Genomic DNA, 21,160 nt, shown 5'->3' on the forward strand with positions numbered 1-21,160 from the left:
GCCGGTCCGGATCGCCGACTGAGCCGTTCGACGACCCGACCAGCGGCCGGACCGTTGGCCGGCCTTGGAGGTCACCCCGGCAGCACGGCCAGGTCGAGGGCGGCGAGCCGGGCCGGATCGGCGACCACCTCGTAACCGGCCACCCGGCCGTCCGCCACCGCCACCCTCAGCACCAGCCACAGCCGCCCGCCCGGCGCGATCAGGATGCCGGGCGCCCCGTCCACCAGGGCCACCGCACCGTGGCGGGCCCGGCGGCCGAGGACGGTGGTCTCCCGGGCGACCGTCGCCGCGCCCCGGGCCACCGGGGAGCGGCCGGGCGGCAGCGCGGCCGGGTCCGCCCGGCGCACCACGTCCGGGGCGAGGACGGCGAGCAGCCCGGCCAGGTCCCCGTCGCGGGCCGCGGCCAGGAAGGCCTCCACCACCCGCCGGTGCCCGGCCAGCGGCCCCGGGGGCAGCGCGGCCGTGCCCCGCACCCGCTGCCGGGCACGGCTGGCCAGCTTCTTGGCGGCGACCGGCGTCCGTCCGACGATCGGCGCGATCTGTTCGAAGGGCACCGCGAAGCCGTCGTGCAGCACGAAGGCGACCCGCTCGGCCGGGCCCAGCCGGTCCAGCACCACGAGCAGCGCCCGGCCCACCGACTCGACCAGCAGCGCCTCCCGCTCCGGATCCGCGCCGCCGCCCGCCGCGTCCGGCAGCGCCTCGCCGGTCGGCTCCTCGCGGCGCGCGGCACGGGCCCGCAGCAGGTCCAGGCAGATCCGGGAGACCACGGTGGTCAGCCAGCCGGGCAGGTTGTCGATCTCCGCCGGGTCGGTCCGGACCAGCCGCAGCCAGGCCTCCTGCACGGCGTCCTCGGCCTCACCGGTCGACCCGAGCATCCGCTGGGCGACCGCCCGCAGCCGCCCGCGCTCGGCCTCGAACCGCGCCGCCGTCCCCTCGGGCGTCGCCCCGCCGGCGGTCGTCCCCTCGGGGGTCGCTCCCCCGATCGTCGCCTCGGGCGGTGCTCCCCCAGGGGTCGCTCCCTCGGGCGGTGCCCCCTCGGGCGTCGCTCCGACCATCCCGTCCCGGTCCATCGGTCACCTTTCCTCGGCCCGATCCGTCACCGCTATGACGATCCGTCCGCCCCCGAGGTGACCAGGAGAACGCCATGACCTCCGCAACGCTGCTCCACCTGGACTCCGGCATCAGCCCGACCGGCTCGGTCAGCCGCACCCTGACCGACCGCTTCGCCGCCACCTGGCGCGCCCGGCACGGCGACGCCGCCCGGCACCGGTACCGCGACCTCGCCGCCGACCCGGTGCCCGCGGTGGGCGCCGCCTACGACACCCTCGGCCGCCGGACCGAGCGCAAGGGCCCGCTCCCGCCGGAGGACGTCGCCGCGCTGGCCGAGAACCCGGACGAGGTGCGCGAATGGGCGCTCAGCCGACCGCTGATCGAGGAGCTGCGGGCCGCCGACACGCTGCTGCTCGGCAGCCCGATGTACAACTTCACCGTCTCGACCGGCCTCAAGGCGTGGATCGACCGGGTCTCCTTCCCCGGCGCGTACGTCGACCCGGACACCGGCGCGCGGCTGCTGCGCGACACCCGCGTGGTGGTCGTCGCCGTCCGCGGCGGCGGGTACGGGCCGGGCACCCCGCGCGAGCACTTCGACTTCCAGCTCCCGTACCTGCGGGCGTACTTCGGCGCCCTCGGGGTCACCGCGGCGCACCTGCACGTCGTCACCGCCGAACTCACCCGGGCCGCGGACGTGCCGGCGCTGAACGGCCTGGAGCCGCTCGCCGCCGAGTCGCTGGCGGCGGCCGAGGCCGCCGTCGACGAACTGGCCGCGGTGCTCTGAGCCGCACCGCCGCTCGGTCCTACAGCGGGGTGACGGCCTTCAGTACCAGCAGCAGCGCCACGGCGGCGTTGAGCGCGCACAGCGCCGACGCCGCCGTGCCGACGGCGGCGACCATCGCGGCCAGGCCCGCCGGGGTCTTGGCCGGCGGCCAGTTGCGGGAGGTCGGCACCGGGCCGAGCAGCGCGGCGACCCGGCGCGGCACCGGGCCGGCCGCCGCGGTCGGGGCGGCGAAGGCCGCGAAGCCGGGCGCCGGGGCCGCGTGTGAGACCAGGGCCGCCCGGGCCACCGCCCGCGCGGTGATCCGGCGGTCCCCCACGGCCTGCGCCGAGTCCTCGTCCGCCCACCGCTCCGCGCTGTACGCCACCGCCGACTGCAGCGGCCGCAGGAAGGGGTTGACGCAGGCGGCGAGCTGGGTGGTCAGCAGGTACCGGTGGTGACGGTGGCGCAGGTGCGCCCGCTCGTGCGCGAGCAGCGCCTCCCGCTCGTCCGCCGCCAGACCGTCCAGCATCCCGGTGGAGACCACCACCCGACCGGGCGAGCCCGGCAGCGCGTAGGCGTACGGGCTGCGGTCCGGCAGCACCGCGAGGTCACCGGCCGGCGCCGGCCCCGCGGGCAGCCCGGACAGCGCCCGCCGGGCCCGGGCGCGCACCCGCAGGTGCCGCACGACCGTCCGGGCGCAGGCGAGGCCCACCAGCGCCAGCAGCCACATCGCGGCCGTCCCGACCGTCTCGTGGTACGGCAGGGCGGCCCGCACCTCCGGGTCGGACCAGCTGTCCGGCAGCGGATTGCCGGGGATCTGCGCGGTGCCCACCACGCCGATCAGCCCGAGGCAGAGCACGCTGCACACCGCCATCACCGCGCTGATCGCGGTCATCAGCCGGGTCGCGCCACGCGGGTGCAGGTGCTGCTCGGTCAGGCGCGCGATCGGAACCGCGGTGAGCGGCAGGACGAGCGGGAGGAAGACGAAGAGGCCCACGGGTCAGCTCTCGCGGTCGGTCGCCGTCGGATCGGCGGAGGCCGCGTCGAGCAGCGCCCGCAGCAGGTCCTCGTCGTGCGGCAGCAGCGCGCTGACGAAGCTGGCCAGGACGGCGTCCCGGTCCGCCTCCCCGTCGAGCATCCGCCGCATCCGCAGTGCCGCCAGCCCGGCGGCGTCCGAGGAGGCCTGCCACAGGTAGGACCGGCCGGAGCGGGAGCGCGAGACGGCGTTCTTGGCGTGCAGCCGGGACAGGATGGTCATCACGGTGGTGTACGCCAGGTCGCCCTCCAGGCGCTCCTGGACCCACCCCGCAGTGGCCGGGCCCGGCGCCCGCTGGAGCACCGCCAGCACCTGCGCCTCCAGTTCGCCCTGGCCGCGTCGTCGGGCCGGCGCGTCCCCGGCCGCCGGGGCGTGCCTCTCGTCTGCCATGACGGCCACTCCCTCCGGATGCCGCGCCCGGACCGACGGGCGCGGCTTCATCCTAACGAGCGGAGGACAGCTCCGAAGCGGTCGGCGCGGAGGTTCGGAGGCGTACGGGCGGCCGCGCCCGGGGCCTTCCGTCCCCCTCCACGATCAGGTCCGGGCCCGCTGGGTCACGGCGATGCAGACCAGCACCACCACCGCCGTGACCGGTGCGGCGGCCGGCAGGTCCTCGCCGAGCAGCAGCACCGACCAGACCAGCGTCAGCAGCGGCTGGCCGAGCTGCAGCTGACTGGCCCTCGGCACGCCGATGGCGGCCATCCCCCGGTACCAGAGCACGAACCCGCCGAACTGCGACACCGCCGCGACGTACGCCAGCCCGACCAGCGCCTTCGGGCCGAACCGCACCGGCTCGGTGGCCAGTCCGAACGCCGAGGTCAGCAGCATCACGGGCAGTGCGGCCAGCACCGCCCAGGCGATCACCTGGGCGCCCGGGAGGTCCCGGGAGAGCCGCCCGCCCTCCGCGTACCCGGCCGCGCAGACCACCAGCCCGACGAACAGGTAGAGGTCGGCGAGGGTCGGTCGGCCGTGGCTCTGCAGCAGGGTGAACACCAGGACGGCCGCCGCCCCCGCCAGCGCCGCCGCCCAGAACGCCCGGGACGGCCGACGGCCGGTGCGCAGGGCCGAGGCCACCGCGGTGGCCAGCGGCAGGACCCCGATCACCACCGCCGAGTGGGCGGTCGAGGAGGTGCGCAGGGCGAGCGTGGTCAGCAGCGGGAAGCCGAGGACACAGCCGCCGGAGACGACCAGCAGGGCCGGCCAGTGCCGCCGCTTCGGCAGCGGGGCCGCGGCGGTCAGGAGGTAGAGCGCCGCCAGCACCCCGGCCAGGACGCCGCGCAGGCCGGTCGCGGACCACGGGCCGAAACCGGTCAGGGACCACGCGGTGGCCGGGAAGCTGAGCGAGAAGGAGGCCACCCCGAGGGCGGCGAGGGCGGTGCCGGAGACCGCGGCGTGCTGCGGTGCTATCGCTCGGGGCAGGGTAGCGCTATCTTGTGCCGTCATGAACGAGCGTAGCAGTGTGGCCGAACTCGCCGACATCCTCCGGCGGGAGGTCGAGCGCTACCCGGAGGGGCGGAAGCTGCCCGCCAGCCGGGCGCTGATGGAACGCCACCAGGTCAGTCCGGTGACGGTCTCCCGGGCCATCGCCGTGCTCGTCGCCGAAGGGCTGGTGGTCTCCCGGCCCGGCGCCGGGGTCTTCCGGGCGGCGGCCTTCGCCGCGGCCCCGACCGCCCCCGCCGCACCGCCCCGCCGCACCGGCGACCTCTCCTGGCAGGAGATCGCGCTCAGCGCCGAGTCCGGCCCGCGCGACCTGCTCGCCGCCCCGGTGTTCGCCACCCTCCGGGTGCCGCCGCCCGACGTCATCGACCTCAACAGCGGCTACCCGCACTCCTCGCTGCTGCCCGAACGCCTGCTCGCCACCGCCCTCGCCCGGGCCGGCCGGCGCCCCGGCGCCTGGGACCGCCCGCCCGTCGACGGCCTCACCGAACTGCGCGGCTGGTTCGCCCGCGACATCGGCGGCCACGGTGGACCGATCGGCGCCGGGGACGTCCTGATCACCGCCGGCGGCCAGGGCGGGCTCACCGTCGCCATGCGCTCGCTGGCCGCACCCGGCTCGCCGGTCCTGGTGGAGTCGCCGACGTACCCGGGCATCCTGGCGGTCGTCAGCGCCGCCGGGCTGCGGCCCGTGCCAGTCCCGATCGACGCCGACGGCGTCCGCACCGACCTGCTGGCGGACGCCTTCGCGGCCACCCGGGCCCGGGTCTTCGTCTGCCAGCCGCTGTTCCAGAACCCCACCGGCGCGGTGCTCTCACCCCGGCGGCGGGAGGAGGTCCTGCGGATCGCCCGCGCGGCCGGCGCGTTCGTGATCGAGGACGACTTCGCCCGGCTCCTGGTCCACACGGACGCCCCCGCACTGCCGCGACCGCTCGCCGCCGACGACCGGGACGGCGTCGTGGTGCACCTGCGCTCGCTGACCAAGGCCGCTTCGCCCAACCTGCGGATCGGCGCCCTCACCGCCCGGGGCCCCGCCCTGGCCCGACTGCGGGCCACCCAGGTGGTGGACAGCTTCTTCGTGCCCCGACCGCTCCAGGAGGCGACGCTGGAACTGGTCGCCGACCCGGCCTGGGCCCGCCACCTGCGCACCCTCGGCGCCGAACTGCGCGACCGCCGCACCGCCGCCGTCGCCGCCCTGCACCGCGAGCTGCCCGGCCTCCTCACCATCCACCGCCCGGGCGGCTACCACCTGTGGCTGCGCCTCCCGGAGGGCACCGACGACGGCGCCCTCGCCGCCGCCGCCCTGCGCACCGGCGTCCAGGTCACCCCCGGCCGCCCGTACCACGCCGCCGAGCCCCCGGCCCCCCACCTCCGCCTCAGCTACGCCGCCGCCGAAAGCCCCGCCCAGGTGGCCGAGGGCATCCACCGCCTCCGGCTGGCCTACGAGGAGACGACGCGCTGAGGGGAGACGGAGCGGACGCCACGAGCAGAGCCCCGCCCGGCGGACGGGCAGTACGCAGGCGCAGCCCTCCACAGCGAACAGGCGACGCGCCGTGCCCGACCCCGCGCAGCGGACCCCTACCGCCCGTGACCCGCCATCCGCTCCAGGCGGGCGATGCGCTCCGCCATCGGCGGGTGGGTGGAGAACAGCCTGGCGCCGGCCTCGCCCGGGCGGAAGGGGCTGGCGATCATCATGTGGCTCGCCGTCTGGAGCTGCGGCTCGGGCGGGAGGGGCAGCCGGCGGGTGCCGGCGTCGAGCTTGCGGAGGGCGCCGGCGAGGGCCAGCGGGTCGCCGGTGATCCGGGCGCCGTCGGCGTCGGCCTGGTACTCGCGGGAGCGGCTGACCGCGAGCTGGATCAGTCCGGCCGCGAGCGGTCCGAGGATCATGATGGCGAGCATCCCGAACAGCCCCGGCCCGTCGTCGTCCTCGGAGCGGCCGAAGGGGATCAGCCAGGCGAAGTTCACCAGGAACATCACCACCGAGGCGAGTGCCCCGGCGACCGAGGAGATCAGGATGTCCCGGTTGTAGACGTGGCTCAGCTCGTGCCCGAGCACTCCCCGCAGCTCCCGCTCGTCCAGGATCTGCAGGATGCCCTCCGTGCAGCAGACCGCCGCGGTGCGCGGGTTGCGGCCGGTGGCGAAGGCGTTGGGGGCCGGGGTCGGGGAGATGTAGAGGCGGGGCATCGGCTGTCGGGCGGCCGTGGAGAGCTCGCGCACGATCCGGTACAGCTGCGGCGCCTCGAACTCGCTGACCGGCCGGGCCCGCATGGCCCGCAGTGCGAGCTTGTCGCTGTTCCAGTACGCGTAGGCGTTGGTCCCGAGGGCGACCAGCAGGGCGATGATGAAGCCGGTGCGGCCGAAGAAGCTTCCGATCACCAGGATCAGCGCCGAGAGGCCGCCGAGCAGGACGGCGGTCCTCAGTCCGTTGTGCCGGCGGTGCACGTCAGGCCCTCCAGTGGTGCGGTGGGGAAGCCCTTTCTGCCTCGTCCCTCTTGCCCGCTCAACGGGCGGGGCCGGGGACCTTGTTCCCTTGTGACCGACGCGACACCGCCGCGCCACCCGGCCGTGCCACCCGGCACCCGGCACCCGGCACCCCGCACGCCGGAGCCGACACCGCACCACGTCGTCGGCACCGGCACCGGCACCGGCCCGCCCATCCGGCGGGTCCGGGCTCAGAACAACGAACCGCCCGCGACCTGCAGGACGAGCTGCGGCGCCACGGACAGGACCACCGCCGCCGAGGCGGTGAGCCCCAGGGTCGCGGTCAGGCTGACCGGCAGCCGGCGCTCGGTCTCGACGGCGGCGCCCGTGGGCACCTCGGCCGCCGGGGCGAACAGCCGCGCCGTCCACAGCAGGTAGTAGTACAGAGCGATGACCACGTTGACGGCCATCACCACGGCCAGCCAGCCCAGCCCGGCGTCGACGGCCGCGCGGAACACCACGACCTTGCCGAACAGGCCGATCACGCCCGGCGGCAGCCCGGCCAGGCAGAGCAGGAAGAAGGCGAGCGCGAGCGCCGTCCAGCGGCGGCGGGCGAAGAGTCCGCGGAAGTCGTCCACGCTGGTCCCGGCCCGGCGGCCGACCGCCGCGACCACCCCGAAGGCACCCAGGTTCACCACGCCGTAGATCAGCGCGTACGCGGCGGTGGCGCCGAGCTGGTCGGCCCCGGTGGGTGCGTAGCCGGCCGCGGCGAGCGGCACCAGCAGGTACCCGGCCTGGCCGACCGAGGACCAGGCGAGCAGCCGGACCGCGCTGTACCGGGTGTCGAAGCGCTGGCGCAGCGCGCCGACGTTGCCGACGGTCATGGTGACGGCGGCCAGCACCGCGAGGACCAGGCCCCAGGTGTGCGCGTACGGCCGGAAGGCGATGGTGATGGCGAGGGCGAGTCCGGAGAGGCCGGCCGCCTTTCCGACCACCGAGAGGTAACCGGCCACCGGCAGCGGGGCGCCGGTGTAGGTGTCGGGCACCCAGAAGTGGAACGGGACCGCGGCGACCTTGAACGCGAAGCCGACCAGGGTCAGCACGGCACCCGCCTCGGCCAGCGGCTTGAGCTGCCCGGGGGCGTGCTCCAGGCCCTGGGCGACGGCGCCGAGGTGCAGGCTGCCGCTCGCCGCGTAGACGAAGCCGACGCCCAGCAGCATCACGGCGGTCGCGGTCACGGAGGAGACGAAGAACTTGAGCGCGGCCTCCGCGCCCCGGCCGTCCCGGCGCAGCGCGACCAGGGCGAAGGCGGGCAGCGAGGCGACCTCCAGGGCGATCACCATGGTGGCGAGGTCGCGGGAGGCGGGCAGCAGGGCGGCGCCGGTGGCGCTGGAGAGCAGCAGGAACCAGTACTCGCCCCGGGGGAGCTTCTCGTCGTCCACGGTGTGGACCGACAGCAGCGCCGCGATCAGCGCCCCGCCGAGGGCGAGCAACTGGAACACCAGGGCGAAGTGGTCGGCGACGTAGGAGCAGCCGACCGCGGCGGAGCCGCCGATCGGCTGAGTGTCAGTGCCGCCTGTTACGTTCTGCACGCAGAAGGTCGCGCGGGGTGATCCACCGGTGAGGGGAAGGAGTGCGATGAGGGCGAGGGCGAGTCCGGCCGCGGTGAGGCGGCCGAGCCACTTCTTGTGCCGCTCGGGCAGGAACAGGTCCGTGACCAGCACGGCGAGGGCGGCAACGGCGGCGATCAGCGGGGGCGCGATCGCCACCCAGTCCACGGACTGGATCAGGCTGCCCGGGTTGGCTACGGCGAGGGAGGTCACAGTGTGCTGCCCCGTGGAGTGAGGTCCGAGTGCGGCGGTCTGGGCTGCGAGCACGGTCAGCCACCCCCGAGGAGGTGCTTGACGGCGGGGTTCGAGAGGCCGAGCAGCAGCGCGGGCCAGAGGCCGGCGAGCAGGGTGAGCGCGGCCAGCGGCGTCCAGCTGACGGCCTCGTACGGGCGCAGGTCGGCCACCTCGGCCACCGGCGCGGGCTGCTCGGGGTCGCCCATGCAGACGCGCTTGACCATGATCAGCAGGTAGGCGGCGGTGAGGAGGGTGCCGAGACCGGCCAGGACCATGTAGGTGACGAAGGCGGGGCGCGACAGGCCGTCGGCCGGGTCGAACGCGCCGAACATGGCGAGCACCTCGCCCCAGAAGCCGGCCAGGCCGGGCAGGCCGAGGCTGGCGACGGCGGCGAAGGCGAGCAGTACGCCGAGTCGCGGCGCCCTGCCGTACAGCGCCGCTCCGGTGGCGCCGGAGAGGGTGTCGAGGTCGGCCGTGCCGTAGCGGTCCTTGAGCGCGCCGACGACGAAGAACAGCAGACCGGTGATCAGGCCGTGGGCGATGTTGGCGAACAGCGCGCCGTTGACGCCCACCGGGGTGAGGGAGGCGATGCCGAGCAGCACGAAGCCCATGTGGCCGACGGAGGAGTAGGCGATCAGGCGCTTGAGGTCGCCCTTGGCGCCGGGGCGGGCCAGCGCCAGGCAGGCCAGTGAGCCGTAGACGATGCCGACGGCCGCGAACGCGCCCAGGTAGGGGGCGAGCGTGGCGGTGCCGTCCGGCACGATCGGGAGGAGGACGCGGACCAGACCGTACGTACCCATCTTCAGCAGCACACCGGCGAGCAGCACCGAGCCCACCGTCGGGGCGGCGGTGTGCGCGTCGGGGAGCCAGCTGTGCAGCGGCCAGGCGGGGGCCTTGACCGCGAGGCCGACCAGGATCGCGAGCCCGGCGGTCACCTGGGTGGTGTGGCTCAGTCCGCTGCCGTGCGCGGCGGCCAGCGCCTGCATGTCGAAGGTGCCGGCCTTGCTGCCGATCAGCAGGAAGCCGAGCAGCATCAGGGCCGAGCCGAGCAGCGTGTAGAGGATGAACCGGTTGGCGGCCGGGACCTTCGCGCCGCTCCCCCAGCGGGCGATCAGGAAGTACATCGGGATCAGCACGATCTCGAAGGCCAGGAAGAAGAGCAGGAGGTCCAGCACCACGAAGGTGGCGAGCATGCCGACTTCGAGGAGGAGGAGCAGCCCGACGAAGGCCTGCGCGGACGGACGGTGCTCATCAGGGGCTCCGCCCCGGTCGGCCCCGTTCGGCAGCCGCTTCTCCGAGTACAGCGCGCAGAGGAAGGTGAGCAGCGCGGTCAGCACGATCAGCGGCAGCGAGATGCCGTCCACGCCGAGGTGGAGGCGCACGTGTAGGGCCGGAATCCAGGACACGTCGGTGGTGGCCTGCATCCGGGCGGGGTCGTCGTGGTCGAAGCCGGCCGCGAGGGCGCCGGCGAGCAGCAGCACCGCGCCGGTGACGACGGTGTTCAGTCGCAGCGCCCGCCGGTCGGCGACGGCCCGGTCCGGTCCGAACACCGGCGCCAGGGTGAGCGCGGCGCCGAGCAGCGGCAGCACCAGGAGGGCGATGAGGACTGCGTTCATCGGGGGCTCCTACGTGCGGCGGTCGAGGGGACGGGGGTAAAGGACAGCACCGGCTACACCGCCACCAGGACGGTCAGCAGGACGACGCCGGCCAGCAGGGCGCTGAGGTACGTCTGCGCGTTGCCGGTCTGCGCGAGCCGGACGGCCCGGCCGAGCAGGTTGACGCCCGCGCCGCTGCCGCGCACGTAGGTCTCGATGACCTCGCGGTCGAGGAAGCGGACCAGTCGGGCGGCGCCGACCACCGGTCGGACGAACAGCACGTGGTACAGCCGGTCGATGCCGAAGCCGTGCCGGGCCGGTCCGAACAGCGGGCCGAGCAGGATGCGCCCGGGGTCGGCGACGATCACCTCGACGGCCGGGGCTCCGGCCTGCTCCGGCACCCGGCCTGCCGCGACCGGGGCCGGCCTGCCAGGGCCCAGCCGGGCGGTCGCCGAGCGCCAGGCACCGTACGCCGCGAGCATGCCGACCACGGCGAGTGCGGTGCCGGTGACGGCGGTGACCCCGGAGGGCCGCAGCGAGCCGCCGTCCAGCAGCTCGGGCAGCCAGTCCGTGCGCAGGCTGGTGACGCCGAAGGCCATGGTCGGGACGGCCAGCACCCAGAGCGGCCAGCGCATCGCGGGCGGCTCGGCGGTGGCCGGGTCGGCCTCGTCCAGCTCGGGCGAGTACGGCGCGTCCGCCTCGTGGTCGGCCACGACGGTGGCCCGGTCGTCGGCGGGCAGCACCTGCGGTGCGGCAGCGGCGGCCCCGGCCGGGCTGTGGAAGGCGACCAGGAAGAGCCGGGTGGCGTACGCGGCGGTGAGCAGTGCGGTGAGCGCGGCGGAGATCAGCACGATCCACCCGGCCGCCTCCGGCACGGCCGAGGCCGGGCCGAGCCCGTTGGTGAGCGCGTCGCCGTTGGCGGCGTGCTCGGCGGCGGTCAGCACCGCCTCCTTGCTGAAGAAGCCGGAGAACGGCGGCAGTCCGATCAGGGCGACCAGCGCGATGCCCATCGTCCAGTAGGCGTCCGGGACGCGCTTGCGCAGCCCCGGCATCCGGGACATCGCGGAGATCGAGTTGGTGTGCGCGGCGTGGATCACCACACCGGCGGCCAGGAACAGCAGTGCCTTGAAGGCGCCGTGGCTGACCAGGTGGAAGACGGAGGCCTCGCGGTCGCCGCTGGCCAGCGCGCCGGCCATGTAGCCGAGCTGGCCGACGGTGGAGTAGGCGAGCACCCGTTTGAGGTCGTCCTGGGCGAGCGCGCAGAGCGCCGAACCGATCATCGTCACGGCGGCCATCACCGCGAGCACGACCAACGCCGCTCCGGACAGCAGGAAGACCGGCAGCAGCCGGGCGACCAGGTAGATGCCGGCCGCGACCATGGTGGCGGCGTGGATCAGCGCGGAGACCGGCGTCGGGCCGGCCATCGCGTCCGGGAGCCAGGTGTGCAGCGGGAACTGCGCGCTCTTGCCGGCGACCCCGGCGAGCAGCAGCAGCGCGATCAGCGTCGGGTGGCCGAGCCTGCCCTCGGTGGCGGCGGCCAGCACGTCGGTGATCCGGAAGCTGCCGGCGTCCGCGCCCAGCAGGAAGAGCCCGAACAGGAAGGGCACGTCGCCGAGCTTGGTGACCAGGAAGGCCTTGAGCGAGGCCGAGCGGGCGTCCTCGGTCTCCCAGTGGTGGCCGATCAGGAAGTACGAGCAGACGCCCATGACCTCCCAGCCGACCAGCAGCACGATCAGGTCGCCCGAGTAGACCACCAGCAGCATGGCCGCGGTGAACAGCGAGACCAGTGCGGCGTACGACGGGTAGCGCGGGTCCTGCTTGAGGTACGCGGTCGAGTAGACCTGGACGCAGGTGGCGACCAGGCCGACCAGCACGGAGATCAGCGAGCTGTAGCCGTCCAGGTGGAGGGCGAGCGCGATGTCCGGGCCGCCGGTCGGGGTGAGCCGGGTCGCGGCGTCCAGGGTCTGGCCGGTGCCGAGCTGGATCGCGACGACCAGGGCGAGTACGGCCGAGACGGCGACCGGGACGATCGCCAGCGGCCGGGCCAGCCCGGGCGCCTTCTTGCCGACGGCCAGGATCGCGGCCGCGCCGAGCGCGGGCAGCACGGGGACGAGTACGGGCAGGGCGAGGTTCATGCGGCGGCCTGGCCCTTCAGCGCCTCGGCTCCGGTCGGCGCCTCCTCGGCGGCGAGCGCCTCGGCCGGGTCGCCGAGCGCGGTGGCCCGGTCGATGTCCGCGGTGCCCCGGGCCCGGAACAGCAGCAGGACGATGGCGAGCCCCAGACCGATCTCGGCGGCGGCGACGGTGATGGTGAACAGGGTGAGCGCCTGCCCGGCGTGCAGCGAGTCGCGCAGCCAGGCGTCGAAGGCGACCAGGTTGAGGTTGACGGCGTTGAGCATCAGCTCGACCGACATCAGCACCAGGACGGCGTTGCGCCGGGCGAGCACGCCGTACACGCCGACGCTGAACAGCAGCGCGGCGAGGACGACGGGGTAGGCGAGGTGCATCAGCTCTCCTCCGACGCGGCAGAAGCGGGTGCGGCGGCCTCCGGCGCGGTACGGGGCGCGGTCGCGGCCACCGTCCCGTTCGACCCGACCGGCCGCCCGGCACGCAGCTTGCCCGCCCGGGGCGCCGGCACCCGCCGCTTGTCCCCGCGCGACAGCACGATCGCGCCGACCAGCGCCGCCAGCAGCAGGACGGACAGAGCTTCGAAGGGCAGCACCCAGTGCCGGAACAGGCTGGCCCCGGTGACGGCGGCGGAGCCACCGCCCGCCCCGAGGTCGATCCAGGAGGTCCGGAAGGCGTCGACCACCAGCGTGACCAGCGTCCCGGCCGAGGCCAGCGCCACGACCAGGGCGACCCAGCGGTTCTTGGAGTCGGCGTCCGGCGAGCGCCCGATCGGCGCCTTGGTGAGCATCAGTCCGAACAGCACCAGGACGACCACCGAGCCGAGGTAGATCAGCACCTGCACCCAGGCGATGAACTCGGCCGTGAGCAGCAGGAACTCCACCGCCAGCCCGCCGAGCGCGACGACCAGCCAGAGCGCGGCGTGCACCAGCTGCTTGGTGGTGACGGCAACCACGGCCGAGCCGAGCACGGCGATGCCGACCAGCAGGAAGACGATCTCCTGGCCGCTCGGGGACAGGAAGGAACGGGCGGCCGGCTCCAACGAGCCGGTCGCCGCGAGAAGCGTGGCGGCGGTGCTCATGCGTCGTCACCCTTCCCTTCCGATTCCGGTGCTTCCGGCGCTTCCGCCACCTCGGCCGCCGCGGCGGCGGCCGCGGCCAGCTTGTCCGCGGCCTTGCGCGCGGTGACGATCTCCTTGGGCTCCTCGGCCGCCGGGTCCAGCGCCGGCGGCGCCGGGACGGTCCACATCCACTCGCGGAGCTTCTCCCGCTCGTGGGTCAGCTCGTGGATGTCCGTCTCGGCGTACTCGAACTCCGGCGACCAGAACAGCGCGTCGAAGGGGCAGACCTCGATGCAGATCCCGCAGTACATGCAGAGCGAGAAGTCGATGGCGAACCGGTCCAGCACGTTGCGGGTGCGGGCCCGGGCGTTCGGCTCGGCGGCCGGCAGCGTCTCCTTGTGGGAGTCGATGTAGATGCACCAGTCCGGGCACTCGCGCGCGCAGAGCATGCACACCGTGCAGTTCTCCTCCAGCAGCGCGATGACGCCGCGCGAACGCGGCGGCAGCACCGGCTGCACGTCGGGGTACTGCGCGGTGACGCTCTTCTTCGTCATCGTCCGCAGCGTCACGGCCAGGCCCTTCGCCAGGCCGACACCGGGAAAACTCATGAGATCGCCACCTTGATGATGCCGGTGAGGGCCAGCTGGACCAGGGCGAGCGGGATCAGCCCCACCCACGCGAAGCGCATCAGCTGGTCCTCGCGCAGGCGCGGGTAGGTGACCCGCAGCCAGATGACCACGAAGGCCAGCGCGAAGGTCTTGAGGAGCATCCAGAGCCAGCCGAGCTGGTCCGACATCGGCCCGTGCCAGCCGCCCAGGAAGAGCACCGCGGTCAGCGCGGAGACCACCAGGATGCCCACGTACTCGGACAGCAGGAACAGCGCGAACCGCAGGCCGGTGTACTCGGTGTACGCGCCGAAGATGATCTCCGAGTCGGCGACCGGCATGTCGAACGGCGGGCGCTGCAGCTCGGCCAGACCGGCCGTGAAGAACACGAACGCGCCGATGAGCTGCCAGGGCAGCCAGTACCACTGCCAGGAGTCCACGATCGCGGGCAGCGACAGCGTGCCGGCGGCCATCGCCACCGAGGCCGCCGCCAGCACCATCGGCAGCTCGTACGACATCAGCTGCGCGGCCGTGCGCAGACCGCCGAGCAGCGAGAACTTGTTCGCCGAGGCCCAGCCGGCCATCAGCTTGCCGATCACGCCGATGCCCATCACGGCCAGTACGAAGAACAGCCCGGCGTCGATCGCCTGACCGACGAAGCCGTTCGGACCGACCGGGATCGCCAGCAGCACGAAGAGGTACGGCAGCAGCGAGACGGCGGGCGCCAGCTGGAAGATCCGGCGGTCCGCCCCGGCCGGGACGATGTCCTCCTTCTGCGCGAACTTCACGCCGTCCGCGACGAGCTGTGCCCAGCCGTGGAAGCCACCCGCGTACATCGGGCCGAGCCGGCCCTGCATGTGCGCCATGACCTTGTGCTCGGTCTGGCCGATGACCAGCGGGAAGACCAGGAAGACGACGAGGGTGGCGACGCAGCGCAGCACCGTGTCGAGCAGGTTCACGCGCCGTCTCCGTCCCGGTCGGCCGGGGCGGCCGCCGTGTCGTCCTTCTGCTCCGGCTCGCCCGGCTGCTCCGCGGGCCGGTCACCCGACGGATCCGCGGGCTCGCGGCCCGGCGTCTCCTCGTCGTGGGCCGGCACCGGGTTGTGCCACGGCGCGTCGGAGGACGAGGGCCGCACCGGAGCCGGACGCTCCGGCTTCGGCTCGTCGGCGGCCTGGCTGACCGACCCGTCGGAGACCGACCTGGTCCGTCGCGGCCGGTCCGCCCGCACCGCGGGCGCACCCTCGGCGGGACCAGCGGCAGCAGCACCGGCAGCGGAGGCATCGGCAGCGGGAGCCTCGGCGGGAGCCGGCTGGCTCGCCGAGCCCTCCGACACCGAACGCGTCCGCCGCGGCCGGTCCGCCCGCACCGCGGGCGCACCCTCGGCGGGAGCACCGGCAGCGGCACCGGCGGCAGCGGCCGCCCGGGGCGTGCGCGCCGCCGCGCCCGCCGCCCGCGCACCGCGCGCGGGCCGCTCGGCGACCGGCGGCAGGGTGCCCTTGAGCGGTCCCCACTCGTTCGGGTCCGGCACACCGGCCGGCTGCATCTTGCGGCGGGCCGGCCCGCCACCGTGGTCGGACTCGCCCGGTTCCTTGGCGCCCGGCCAGTCCTTGGCCACCCGGGCCGCGAGCACGAACTCCTTGCGCAGCGGGTGCCCCTCGAAGCCGTCCGGCAGCAGCAGGGTGGCCAGGTAGGGGTGCCCGGGGAAGTCGATGCCGAACATCTCGTGCGTCTCGCGCTCGTGCCAGGCGGCACCGGCGTAGACGGGGACGGCGGTCGGCAGCGCCGCCTTGTCGCGCGGCACCCTGGTGCGCAGCGCGAGGTGCCGGACGCCCGGCGCCTCGACGGCGGCCAGGTGCGCGACCACGGCGAAACCCTCGGCGAGCTCGTCGACGGCGCTCAGCCAGTCGAAGAAGCCCAGGCCCAGGACGTCCCTGGCGTTGGTGAGCGCCTCGATCCAGTTCTCGGCCGGGACGTCGACGGTGATCAGCCCGTACGCCTCGGCGCCGGTCGCCCACTCCCCGACCGACGCCGCGTACTGCTCCGCCGTGGTCACGAGACCCCTCCCTCACTCGAAGACCCCGCCGCCGAGCCGGCCGCGGAACCCGCCGACGGCCCCGCCACCAGCGGACGGCGCAGCGCCGCCGCGGGCGCGGCGTAGCGGCCGGGCAGCGACTCCTCGGCGATCTTCTCCTGCAGCTTGAGGATGCCCTGGAGCAGCGCCTCGGGCCGGGGCGGGCAGCCGGGCACGTAGACGTCGACCGGGATGATCTGGTCCACGCCCTTGGTGACCGAGTACGAGTCCCAGTAGGGGCCGCCCGAGTTGGAGCAGGCGCCGAAGGAGATGACGTACTTCGGCTCGGGCATCTGCTCGTAGAGCCGCTTGACGGCCGGCGCCATCTTGTCGGTGACCGTCCCCGAGACGATCATCAGGTCCGCCTGACGGGGGCCGGGCGCGAACGGGATGACGCCCATCCGGATGAAGTCGTGCTTGGCCATGGACGCGGCGATGAACTCGATCGCGCAGCAGGCCAGGCCGAAGTTGAAGCACCAGAGGCTGTAGCGGCGGCCCCAGTTGAGCACCACCTTGACCGGGTCCGGCGCGAGCCGGGCCAGCGGTCCGATGCCGCGGCGCTCGACGGCGCCGGGGCGTGCGGGGTCCGGCAGCCCGAGCGGGACGGGACCGCCCTGGGCGCCGTGCGAGTGGGAGTGCGTCACGTCCATTCGAGAACGCCCTTCTTCCAGGCGTAGAGCAGCCCGACCGCGAGAAAGCCGATGAAGAGGAACATCTCGATCAGCGTTCCGGCGCCGTACCCGGCGGCGGCGAAGACGGTCGCCCACGGGAACAGGTAGATCGCGTCGACCGCGAAGATCACGTACAGGAAGGCGTACACGTAGTAGCGGACCTGGGTGTGCGCCCAGTCCTCGCCCACCGGGTCCACGCCGCACTCGTAGGCGAGGAGTTTCTCGGGCGAGTGGACCACCGGCCGCAGCAGGCGGTTGGCGGTGAACGCCACGGCGACGAAGAGCACCCCGACGACGGCCAGCAGGCCCATCGCGGCGTACGCGTCGAAGTAGCCGCTGCCGACCGCCGGGTCGGCCGCGACGGCAGCCGCGTGCTGCCCCTTCATGCCTTCGCCTCCACCTCGGCCGTGAACCAGCCCCTCAAGGCAGTTCTACGTCGTTTCCTCGCACGGTCATAACCACGATCACAACCATGGCCAATGCGTGAGTCTAAGGGGACGGCTCCGCTCCACCCGAACCCTGCCCGCTCCGCAAGACGACCCGTGGACACTCCGGTGAACACCCGGCGCCCGGGACGGGGGGTGGGGATAACCCCCGGCCGGGAAGATGTATCACCCCCATGGCATCCACCGCCCCCGGTTCGGGAAGCTTGCTCCAGTCACACGACCGAGAGGGACGGTAGATCCGGATGAAGCCGCTGCACCGCCGCGCCATGGGCGCCATCAAGGAGCAGGACGCCCGGATGGAGCGCCCTCCGCTGTACGGGGCGCGGATGTGGCACCGGGCCGGGCACCTGCTGCTCAACCTGCCGCTCGGCATCGCCGGGTTCGTCCTCGCCGTCACCACGCTCTCGGTCGGCCTGGGCCTGTCGGTCACCGTGGTCGGCCTGCCGCTGCTGGCGGCGGGCCTGGCCGCGCAGCGTGCCTTCGGCGCGCTGGGCCGCCGCCGGGCGCGGGCGGCGTACGGCTCCCGGATCGACGAGCCGGAACCGGTGCGCCCGCGCCGCCCGGGTGTGGTCGGCTTCACCATCGCCCACCTCACCGACCTGCTGAACTGGCGCACCGCGCTCTACAACGTGCTGATGCTGCCCTGGGGCATCCTCAGCTTCACCCTGACCCTGGTCTCGGTCGTGGTGCTGTGGCCGGTGCTGCCCTGGGTGGTCCGCGGCATGGCCGCGACCGACCGGATCCTGATCGAGTCGCTGCTCTTCCCCGGCGCCCTGGCCGAGCGGGTGCGCGAGCTGGAGGACGACCGCGGCACGGTGGTCGACACCGCCGCGGCCGACCTGCGCCGGATCGAGCGCGACCTGCACGACGGCGCCCAGGCCCGGCTGGTCGCGCTGGCGATGGACCTCGGCATGGCCAAGGAGCGGCTGCGCGAGGTGGAGACCGAGCAGGACGTGGAGGTCGCCGCGAAGATGGTCGACAACGCGCACGGCGAGGTGAAGCTGGCCCTGCAGGAGCTGCGCGACCTGGCCCGCGGCATCCACCCGGCCGTGCTCACCGACCGCGGCCTGGACGCCGCGCTGTCCGCGGTCGCGGCCCGCTGCACCGTCCCCGGCGGGGTCAAGGTGAACGTCGACCTGGCCGGCCCGGACGGCGAGCCCGAGCGTCCGGACTCGGCGGTCGAGGGCATCGCCTACTTCACGGTCAGCGAGTTGCTGACCAACGTCTCCAAGCACGCCGGCGCCCGCACCGCCTCGGTCGACGTCTGGCGCTCCGACGACCAGCTGATGGTGCTGGTCCAGGACGACGGCAAGGGCGGCGCGGCCCCCTACCCGGGCAGCGGCCTGGCCGGGCTGGCCGAGCGGATCCGCGCGGTGGACGGGGTCTTCCTGGTGGAGAGCCCGGACGGCGGCCCGACCACCGTCACCATCGAGCTGCCCTGGCGTACCCGCACCGCCCGCCGCTGACCCCCCGGACACGGCAAGGCGCCGGGCCCCCGTCGAGGCAGTGACGGGGGCCCGGCGCCGGTCCGGTACGGAGGCGGCCCGCGGAACCCTTGCGCGGCGTGCGGCCCGTCGCGCCGTACCGGGGCTACGGGGACTGCAGCGTGCCGAGGGTGACGTCGGCGGTCTGGGTGTTGCCGTCCCGGGTGTAGGTGACGGTGACCTTGGTGCCCGGGGTGAGCGAGGCGAGCGCGGTGGTGAGCGCGTTCAGCGAGTCGACCGGGGTGTCGCCGATCTTGGTGATGACGTCGCCGGGCTGCAGCCCCGCCGAGGCGGCCGCGCCGCCCGGACTGACCGTGACGATCACCGCGCCGGCCGGCTGGAACTGCTGGTCGAAGGTCGTCCGGGCGGTGATGCCGAGCGCGGCACGGCCGGAGTTGGTGACCTTGCCCTGCTTGATCAGCTGGTCGGCGATGTTGGTGATGGTGGACGCCGGGATGGCGAAGCCGATGCCGGGGGCGGCCGCGCCGTTGCTCTCGGGTTCGGTGGCGGCGAGCGTGTTGATGCCGATCACCCGGCTGTCCAGGTTGACCAGCGCGCCGCCGCTGTTGCCCGGGTTGATCGCGGCCGAGGTCTGCACCATGTTGGCGATGGTGGCGCCCGGCGAGCCGCCGCCCTGGGGCTCGGAGACGGTCCGGCCGGTGGCCGAGACGATGCCCTGGGTGACGCTGCCGGCGAGCCCGAGCGGGCTGCCCATGGCGAGCGTGATCTGGCCGAGCTCGACCTTCCCCGAATCGCCGAAGACGGCGGGCTTGAGGGCGCTCGGCGGGCTGTTCAGCCGGATCACCGCGAGGTCGGAGTCGGGGTAGCTGCCGACCAGGCCGGCGTCCAGTGCCTTGGTGCTGTTGGCGAGGGTGACGGTGAAGGTGGTCGCGGAGCCGACCACGTGGGCGTTGGTGACGATGTCGCCCTTGTCGTCGTAGACGATCCCGGAGCCGAGGCTGTCGCCGGTGATGATCTGCACCACCGAGGGCAGTACGTCGGCGATCACCTTCTGGTACGCGTCCTGCAACTGGTTCCCGCTCTGCGCGGGGGCCGAGGAGGCCTGCTTGGAGGCGGACGAGGCGCCGGGCGAGGACGAGCCGGAGGAGGAGGACGAGCCGCTGCTGCACCCGGTCAGGGCCAGTGCGGCGGCCACCGCGGCCACGCCCGTCGCCGGCAGCCGGGTGGGCGCCGCCTTGGGCCCGGTCGGCCGCGGCCCGGCTGGGAGGGGGCGGGTGTGTTCCTTCTTACGGCTCACCTGGCTGCCTCCGATTCGTCACCACGCCGAGGGCGCGGGCATGAGAGCACGGAAATCTTTGTCAGCATTTCACCGGTTTGTCCGGTTCGCTGGCCTGGCTCGCCCGAAAGGCCCATCGAAACCGACGCCCAGGGCACGGGCCCTAGGATTCGGCGCATGACTTGGTTGATCACCGGCGGTGCCGGATACATCGGCGGGCACGTCGTCCGCCAGCTGCTCGATGCCGGTGAGCGCGTCGTCGTCCTGGACGACCTGAGCACCGGCGACGCGTCCCGCCTCCCGGCCGGAGTCCCCCTGGTCGAGGGCTCCACCCTGGACCGTGCCGTCCTGGACGCCGCGATCCGCGAGCACGGCATCGAGGGCGTCCTGCACTTCGCCGCCAAGAAGCAGGTCGGCGAGTCGGTCGAGCAGCCGTTCCTGTACTACCGCGAGAACATGATCGGCCTGCAGACCGTCCTGGAGGCCGCCGCCGAGGGCGGGGTCAAGCGCTTCCTGTTCTCCTCCTCCGCCGCGGTCTACGGCATGCCCGACGTCGACCTGGTCACCGAGTCCACCCCCTGCGCCCCGATGAGCCCGTACGGCGAGACCAAGCTCGCCGGCGAGTGGCTGGTCGCCGCGGCCGGGAAGGCCCACGGGATGTCCACCGTGGCCCTGCGCTACTTCAACGTGGCCGGCGCCGCCTCCCCCGAGCTCTCCGACGCCGGGGTGTTCAACCTGATCCCGATGGTCTTCGAGCGGCTCACCGCCGGCGAGGCCCCGCGGGTCTTCGGCGCCGACTACCCGACGCCGGACGGCACCTGCGTGCGCGACTTCATCCACGTCTCCGACATCGCCTCGGCCCACGTGGCGGCGGCGAAGCGGCTGGCCGCAGACCCGGCCGGGGCCACCGCGCTGGTGCTCAACATCGGCCGCGGCGAGGGCGTCAGCGTCACGGAGATGCTGGAGGTGATCGGCGAGGTCACCGGCTACGACACCACCCCCGAGGTGACGCCGCGCCGCGCCGGCGACCCCGCCCGGGTGGTGGCCTCCGCCGACCTGATCCACCGCGAGCTGGGCTGGAGCGCGCGCCACGGCGTGGCGGAGATGGTCGCCTCCGCGTGGGAGGGCTGGTGCGGCCGCCACCCGGAGGCCCGCAAGGCCTGACGGTCCCGGGCTGACCCGCCCCCGGGCAGACGTGCCCCGGGGCGCCCCGGGCAGACGTGCCGGTGAGGAGGGCCTGCAGGAGGTCGGGTCCGGTGTCCACCGCGGCCACGACCTCGAAGTCGTAGGCCTGCAGCATCCGGACCAGACCGTCCC

20 protein-coding genes and 1 pseudogene are annotated in these 21,160 nt (G+C 74.2%); 4 read left to right on the forward strand and 17 right to left on the reverse strand.

Translation table 11 applies throughout. The features are described from left to right. Positions 1 to 71: 71 nt before the first annotated feature. Entirely contained in the window at positions 72 to 1,070 is a 999-nt protein-coding gene (locus ABTY56_RS05935) for a sigma-70 family RNA polymerase sigma factor (protein WP_350626924.1), read from the reverse strand. Between the two features lie 74 nt (positions 1,071 to 1,144). On the opposite strand from ABTY56_RS05935, the gene ABTY56_RS05940 reads away from it, so the two are divergent. Continuing rightward, positions 1,145 to 1,834: an FMN-dependent NADH-azoreductase gene (locus tag ABTY56_RS05940; RefSeq protein WP_350626926.1), complete on the forward strand. Its 690-nt coding sequence runs from the start codon at positions 1,145 to 1,147 to the stop codon at positions 1,832 to 1,834. 19 nt (positions 1,835 to 1,853) lie between these two features. Here the strand turns inward: ABTY56_RS05940 and ABTY56_RS05945 are convergent, their stop codons facing one another. The 3 genes from ABTY56_RS05945 to ABTY56_RS05955 form a co-directional block, all read right to left on the reverse strand. After that, positions 1,854 to 2,810, reverse strand: coding sequence for a M48 family metalloprotease (locus ABTY56_RS05945; RefSeq protein WP_350626928.1), 957 nt, complete (start codon positions 2,808 to 2,810; stop codon positions 1,854 to 1,856). A gap of 3 nt (positions 2,811 to 2,813) precedes the next feature. Then, positions 2,814 to 3,239, reverse strand: coding sequence for a BlaI/MecI/CopY family transcriptional regulator (locus ABTY56_RS05950; protein WP_350626930.1), 426 nt, complete (start codon positions 3,237 to 3,239; stop codon positions 2,814 to 2,816). Between the two features lie 144 nt (positions 3,240 to 3,383). After that, positions 3,384 to 4,292 (reverse strand): DMT family transporter, encoded by a 909-nt coding sequence (locus tag ABTY56_RS05955; RefSeq protein WP_350626932.1) that lies wholly within the window; start codon positions 4,290 to 4,292, stop codon positions 3,384 to 3,386. Here ABTY56_RS05955 and ABTY56_RS05960 point away from each other — a divergent pair. After that, positions 4,291 to 5,745, forward strand: coding sequence for an aminotransferase-like domain-containing protein (locus ABTY56_RS05960; RefSeq protein WP_350626934.1), 1,455 nt, complete (start codon positions 4,291 to 4,293; stop codon positions 5,743 to 5,745). The genes ABTY56_RS05955 and ABTY56_RS05960 overlap by 2 nt on opposite strands. A gap of 116 nt (positions 5,746 to 5,861) precedes the next feature. On the opposite strand, the gene htpX is transcribed toward ABTY56_RS05960, so the two are convergent. The 11 genes from htpX to ABTY56_RS06015 form a co-directional block, all read right to left on the reverse strand. Beyond that, positions 5,862 to 6,725: a zinc metalloprotease HtpX gene (gene htpX / locus ABTY56_RS05965; protein ID WP_350626936.1), complete on the reverse strand. Its 864-nt coding sequence runs from the start codon at positions 6,723 to 6,725 to the stop codon at positions 5,862 to 5,864. Positions 6,726 to 6,955: 230 nt separating this feature from the next. Continuing rightward, complete coding sequence (locus ABTY56_RS05970) at positions 6,956 to 8,527, reverse strand: NADH-quinone oxidoreductase subunit N (protein WP_350626938.1); 1,572 nt, start codon at positions 8,525 to 8,527, stop codon at positions 6,956 to 6,958. Positions 8,528 to 8,583: 56 nt separating this feature from the next. Continuing rightward, positions 8,584 to 10,164, reverse strand: coding sequence for a complex I subunit 4 family protein (locus tag ABTY56_RS05975; RefSeq protein ID WP_350626940.1), 1,581 nt, complete (start codon positions 10,162 to 10,164; stop codon positions 8,584 to 8,586). 53 nt (positions 10,165 to 10,217) lie between these two features. Next, entirely contained in the window at positions 10,218 to 12,278 is a 2,061-nt protein-coding gene (locus ABTY56_RS05980) for an NADH-quinone oxidoreductase subunit 5 family protein (RefSeq protein ID WP_350626942.1), read from the reverse strand. Then, positions 12,275 to 12,649, reverse strand: coding sequence for an NADH-quinone oxidoreductase subunit NuoK (nuoK, locus tag ABTY56_RS05985; RefSeq protein ID WP_350626944.1), 375 nt, complete (start codon positions 12,647 to 12,649; stop codon positions 12,275 to 12,277). The genes ABTY56_RS05980 and nuoK overlap by 4 nt, the downstream gene beginning before the upstream one ends. Then, on the reverse strand, positions 12,649 to 13,350 hold the full coding sequence (locus tag ABTY56_RS05990; RefSeq protein WP_350626946.1) for an NADH-quinone oxidoreductase subunit J family protein: 702 nt from the start codon (positions 13,348 to 13,350) through the stop codon (positions 12,649 to 12,651). Before ABTY56_RS05990 ends, nuoK begins: the two co-directional genes overlap by 1 nt. Continuing rightward, positions 13,347 to 13,937: a NuoI/complex I 23 kDa subunit family protein gene (locus tag ABTY56_RS05995; RefSeq protein ID WP_350626948.1), complete on the reverse strand. Its 591-nt coding sequence runs from the start codon at positions 13,935 to 13,937 to the stop codon at positions 13,347 to 13,349. Before ABTY56_RS05995 ends, ABTY56_RS05990 begins: the two co-directional genes overlap by 4 nt. Further along, a complete protein-coding gene (nuoH, locus tag ABTY56_RS06000; RefSeq protein ID WP_502893030.1) occupies positions 13,934 to 14,893 on the reverse strand; it encodes an NADH-quinone oxidoreductase subunit NuoH in 960 nt (319 codons plus the stop codon). Before nuoH ends, ABTY56_RS05995 begins: the two co-directional genes overlap by 4 nt. Continuing rightward, positions 14,890 to 15,987 (reverse strand): NADH-quinone oxidoreductase subunit C, encoded by a 1,098-nt coding sequence (locus ABTY56_RS06005; RefSeq protein WP_350626950.1) that lies wholly within the window; start codon positions 15,985 to 15,987, stop codon positions 14,890 to 14,892. The genes nuoH and ABTY56_RS06005 overlap by 4 nt, the downstream gene beginning before the upstream one ends. Next, the gene (locus ABTY56_RS06010; RefSeq protein WP_350626952.1) at positions 15,984 to 16,655 is read right to left on the reverse strand and encodes an NADH-quinone oxidoreductase subunit B; all 672 of its coding nucleotides are present in this window, start codon (positions 16,653 to 16,655) and stop codon (positions 15,984 to 15,986) included. The genes ABTY56_RS06005 and ABTY56_RS06010 overlap by 4 nt, the downstream gene beginning before the upstream one ends. Beyond that, positions 16,646 to 17,062 (reverse strand): NADH-quinone oxidoreductase subunit A, encoded by a 417-nt coding sequence (locus tag ABTY56_RS06015; RefSeq protein WP_350626954.1) that lies wholly within the window; start codon positions 17,060 to 17,062, stop codon positions 16,646 to 16,648. The genes ABTY56_RS06010 and ABTY56_RS06015 overlap by 10 nt, the downstream gene beginning before the upstream one ends. A gap of 302 nt (positions 17,063 to 17,364) precedes the next feature. On the opposite strand from ABTY56_RS06015, the gene ABTY56_RS06020 reads away from it, so the two are divergent. Then, positions 17,365 to 18,588 carry a sensor histidine kinase gene (locus ABTY56_RS06020; RefSeq protein ID WP_502893031.1) on the forward strand — a complete coding sequence of 408 codons (1,224 nt, stop codon included), beginning with the start codon at positions 17,365 to 17,367 and terminating at the stop codon, positions 18,586 to 18,588. Positions 18,589 to 18,712: 124 nt separating this feature from the next. Here the strand turns inward: ABTY56_RS06020 and ABTY56_RS06025 are convergent, their stop codons facing one another. After that, the gene (locus tag ABTY56_RS06025) at positions 18,713 to 19,771 is read right to left on the reverse strand and encodes a S1C family serine protease (protein ID WP_502893035.1); all 1,059 of its coding nucleotides are present in this window, start codon (positions 19,769 to 19,771) and stop codon (positions 18,713 to 18,715) included. A 249-nt stretch (positions 19,772 to 20,020) separates the two neighbouring features. On the opposite strand from ABTY56_RS06025, the gene galE reads away from it, so the two are divergent. Continuing rightward, the gene (gene galE / locus ABTY56_RS06030) at positions 20,021 to 21,007 is read left to right on the forward strand and encodes a UDP-glucose 4-epimerase GalE (RefSeq protein WP_350626956.1); all 987 of its coding nucleotides are present in this window, start codon (positions 20,021 to 20,023) and stop codon (positions 21,005 to 21,007) included. Positions 21,008 to 21,074: 67 nt separating this feature from the next. On the opposite strand, the pseudogene ABTY56_RS06035 reads toward galE, so the two are convergent. Continuing rightward, positions 21,075 to 21,160, reverse strand: a pseudogene (locus ABTY56_RS06035) (DNA-binding response regulator); the annotation flags it as partial.

This window comes from Kitasatospora sp. NPDC097691, from assembly GCF_040302665.1.
GTDB lineage: Bacteria > Actinomycetota > Actinomycetes > Streptomycetales > Streptomycetaceae > Kitasatospora.

What these genes read in the sequence shown, in the direction of transcription:
- ABTY56_RS05955 (WP_350626932.1), bottom strand. Translation starts at nt 4,292, where the DNA reads ATGACGGCACAAGATAGCGCTACCCTGCCCCGAGCGATAGCACCGCAG.
- ABTY56_RS05950 (WP_350626930.1), bottom strand. Translation starts at nt 3,239, where the DNA reads ATGGCAGACGAGAGGCACGCCCCGGCGGCCGGGGACGCGCCGGCCCGA.
- ABTY56_RS05975 (WP_350626940.1), bottom strand. Translation starts at nt 10,164, where the DNA reads ATGAACGCAGTCCTCATCGCCCTCCTGGTGCTGCCGCTGCTCGGCGCC.
- ABTY56_RS06010 (WP_350626952.1), bottom strand. Translation starts at nt 16,655, where the DNA reads ATGGACGTGACGCACTCCCACTCGCACGGCGCCCAGGGCGGTCCCGTC.
- ABTY56_RS05960 (WP_350626934.1), top strand. Translation starts at nt 4,291, where the DNA reads ATGAACGAGCGTAGCAGTGTGGCCGAACTCGCCGACATCCTCCGGCGG.
- ABTY56_RS05935 (WP_350626924.1), bottom strand. Translation starts at nt 1,070, where the DNA reads ATGGACCGGGACGGGATGGTCGGAGCGACGCCCGAGGGGGCACCGCCC.
- ABTY56_RS05995 (WP_350626948.1), bottom strand. Translation starts at nt 13,937, where the DNA reads ATGAGTTTTCCCGGTGTCGGCCTGGCGAAGGGCCTGGCCGTGACGCTG.
- ABTY56_RS05940 (WP_350626926.1), top strand. Translation starts at nt 1,145, where the DNA reads ATGACCTCCGCAACGCTGCTCCACCTGGACTCCGGCATCAGCCCGACC.
- galE (WP_350626956.1), top strand. Translation starts at nt 20,021, where the DNA reads ATGACTTGGTTGATCACCGGCGGTGCCGGATACATCGGCGGGCACGTC.
- ABTY56_RS05990 (WP_350626946.1), bottom strand. Translation starts at nt 13,350, where the DNA reads ATGAGCACCGCCGCCACGCTTCTCGCGGCGACCGGCTCGTTGGAGCCG.
- ABTY56_RS06015 (WP_350626954.1), bottom strand. Translation starts at nt 17,062, where the DNA reads ATGAAGGGGCAGCACGCGGCTGCCGTCGCGGCCGACCCGGCGGTCGGC.
- nuoK (WP_350626944.1), bottom strand. Translation starts at nt 12,649, where the DNA reads ATGCACCTCGCCTACCCCGTCGTCCTCGCCGCGCTGCTGTTCAGCGTC.
- ABTY56_RS06020 (WP_502893031.1), top strand. Translation starts at nt 17,365, where the DNA reads ATGAAGCCGCTGCACCGCCGCGCCATGGGCGCCATCAAGGAGCAGGAC.
- ABTY56_RS05980 (WP_350626942.1), bottom strand. Translation starts at nt 12,278, where the DNA reads ATGAACCTCGCCCTGCCCGTACTCGTCCCCGTGCTGCCCGCGCTCGGC.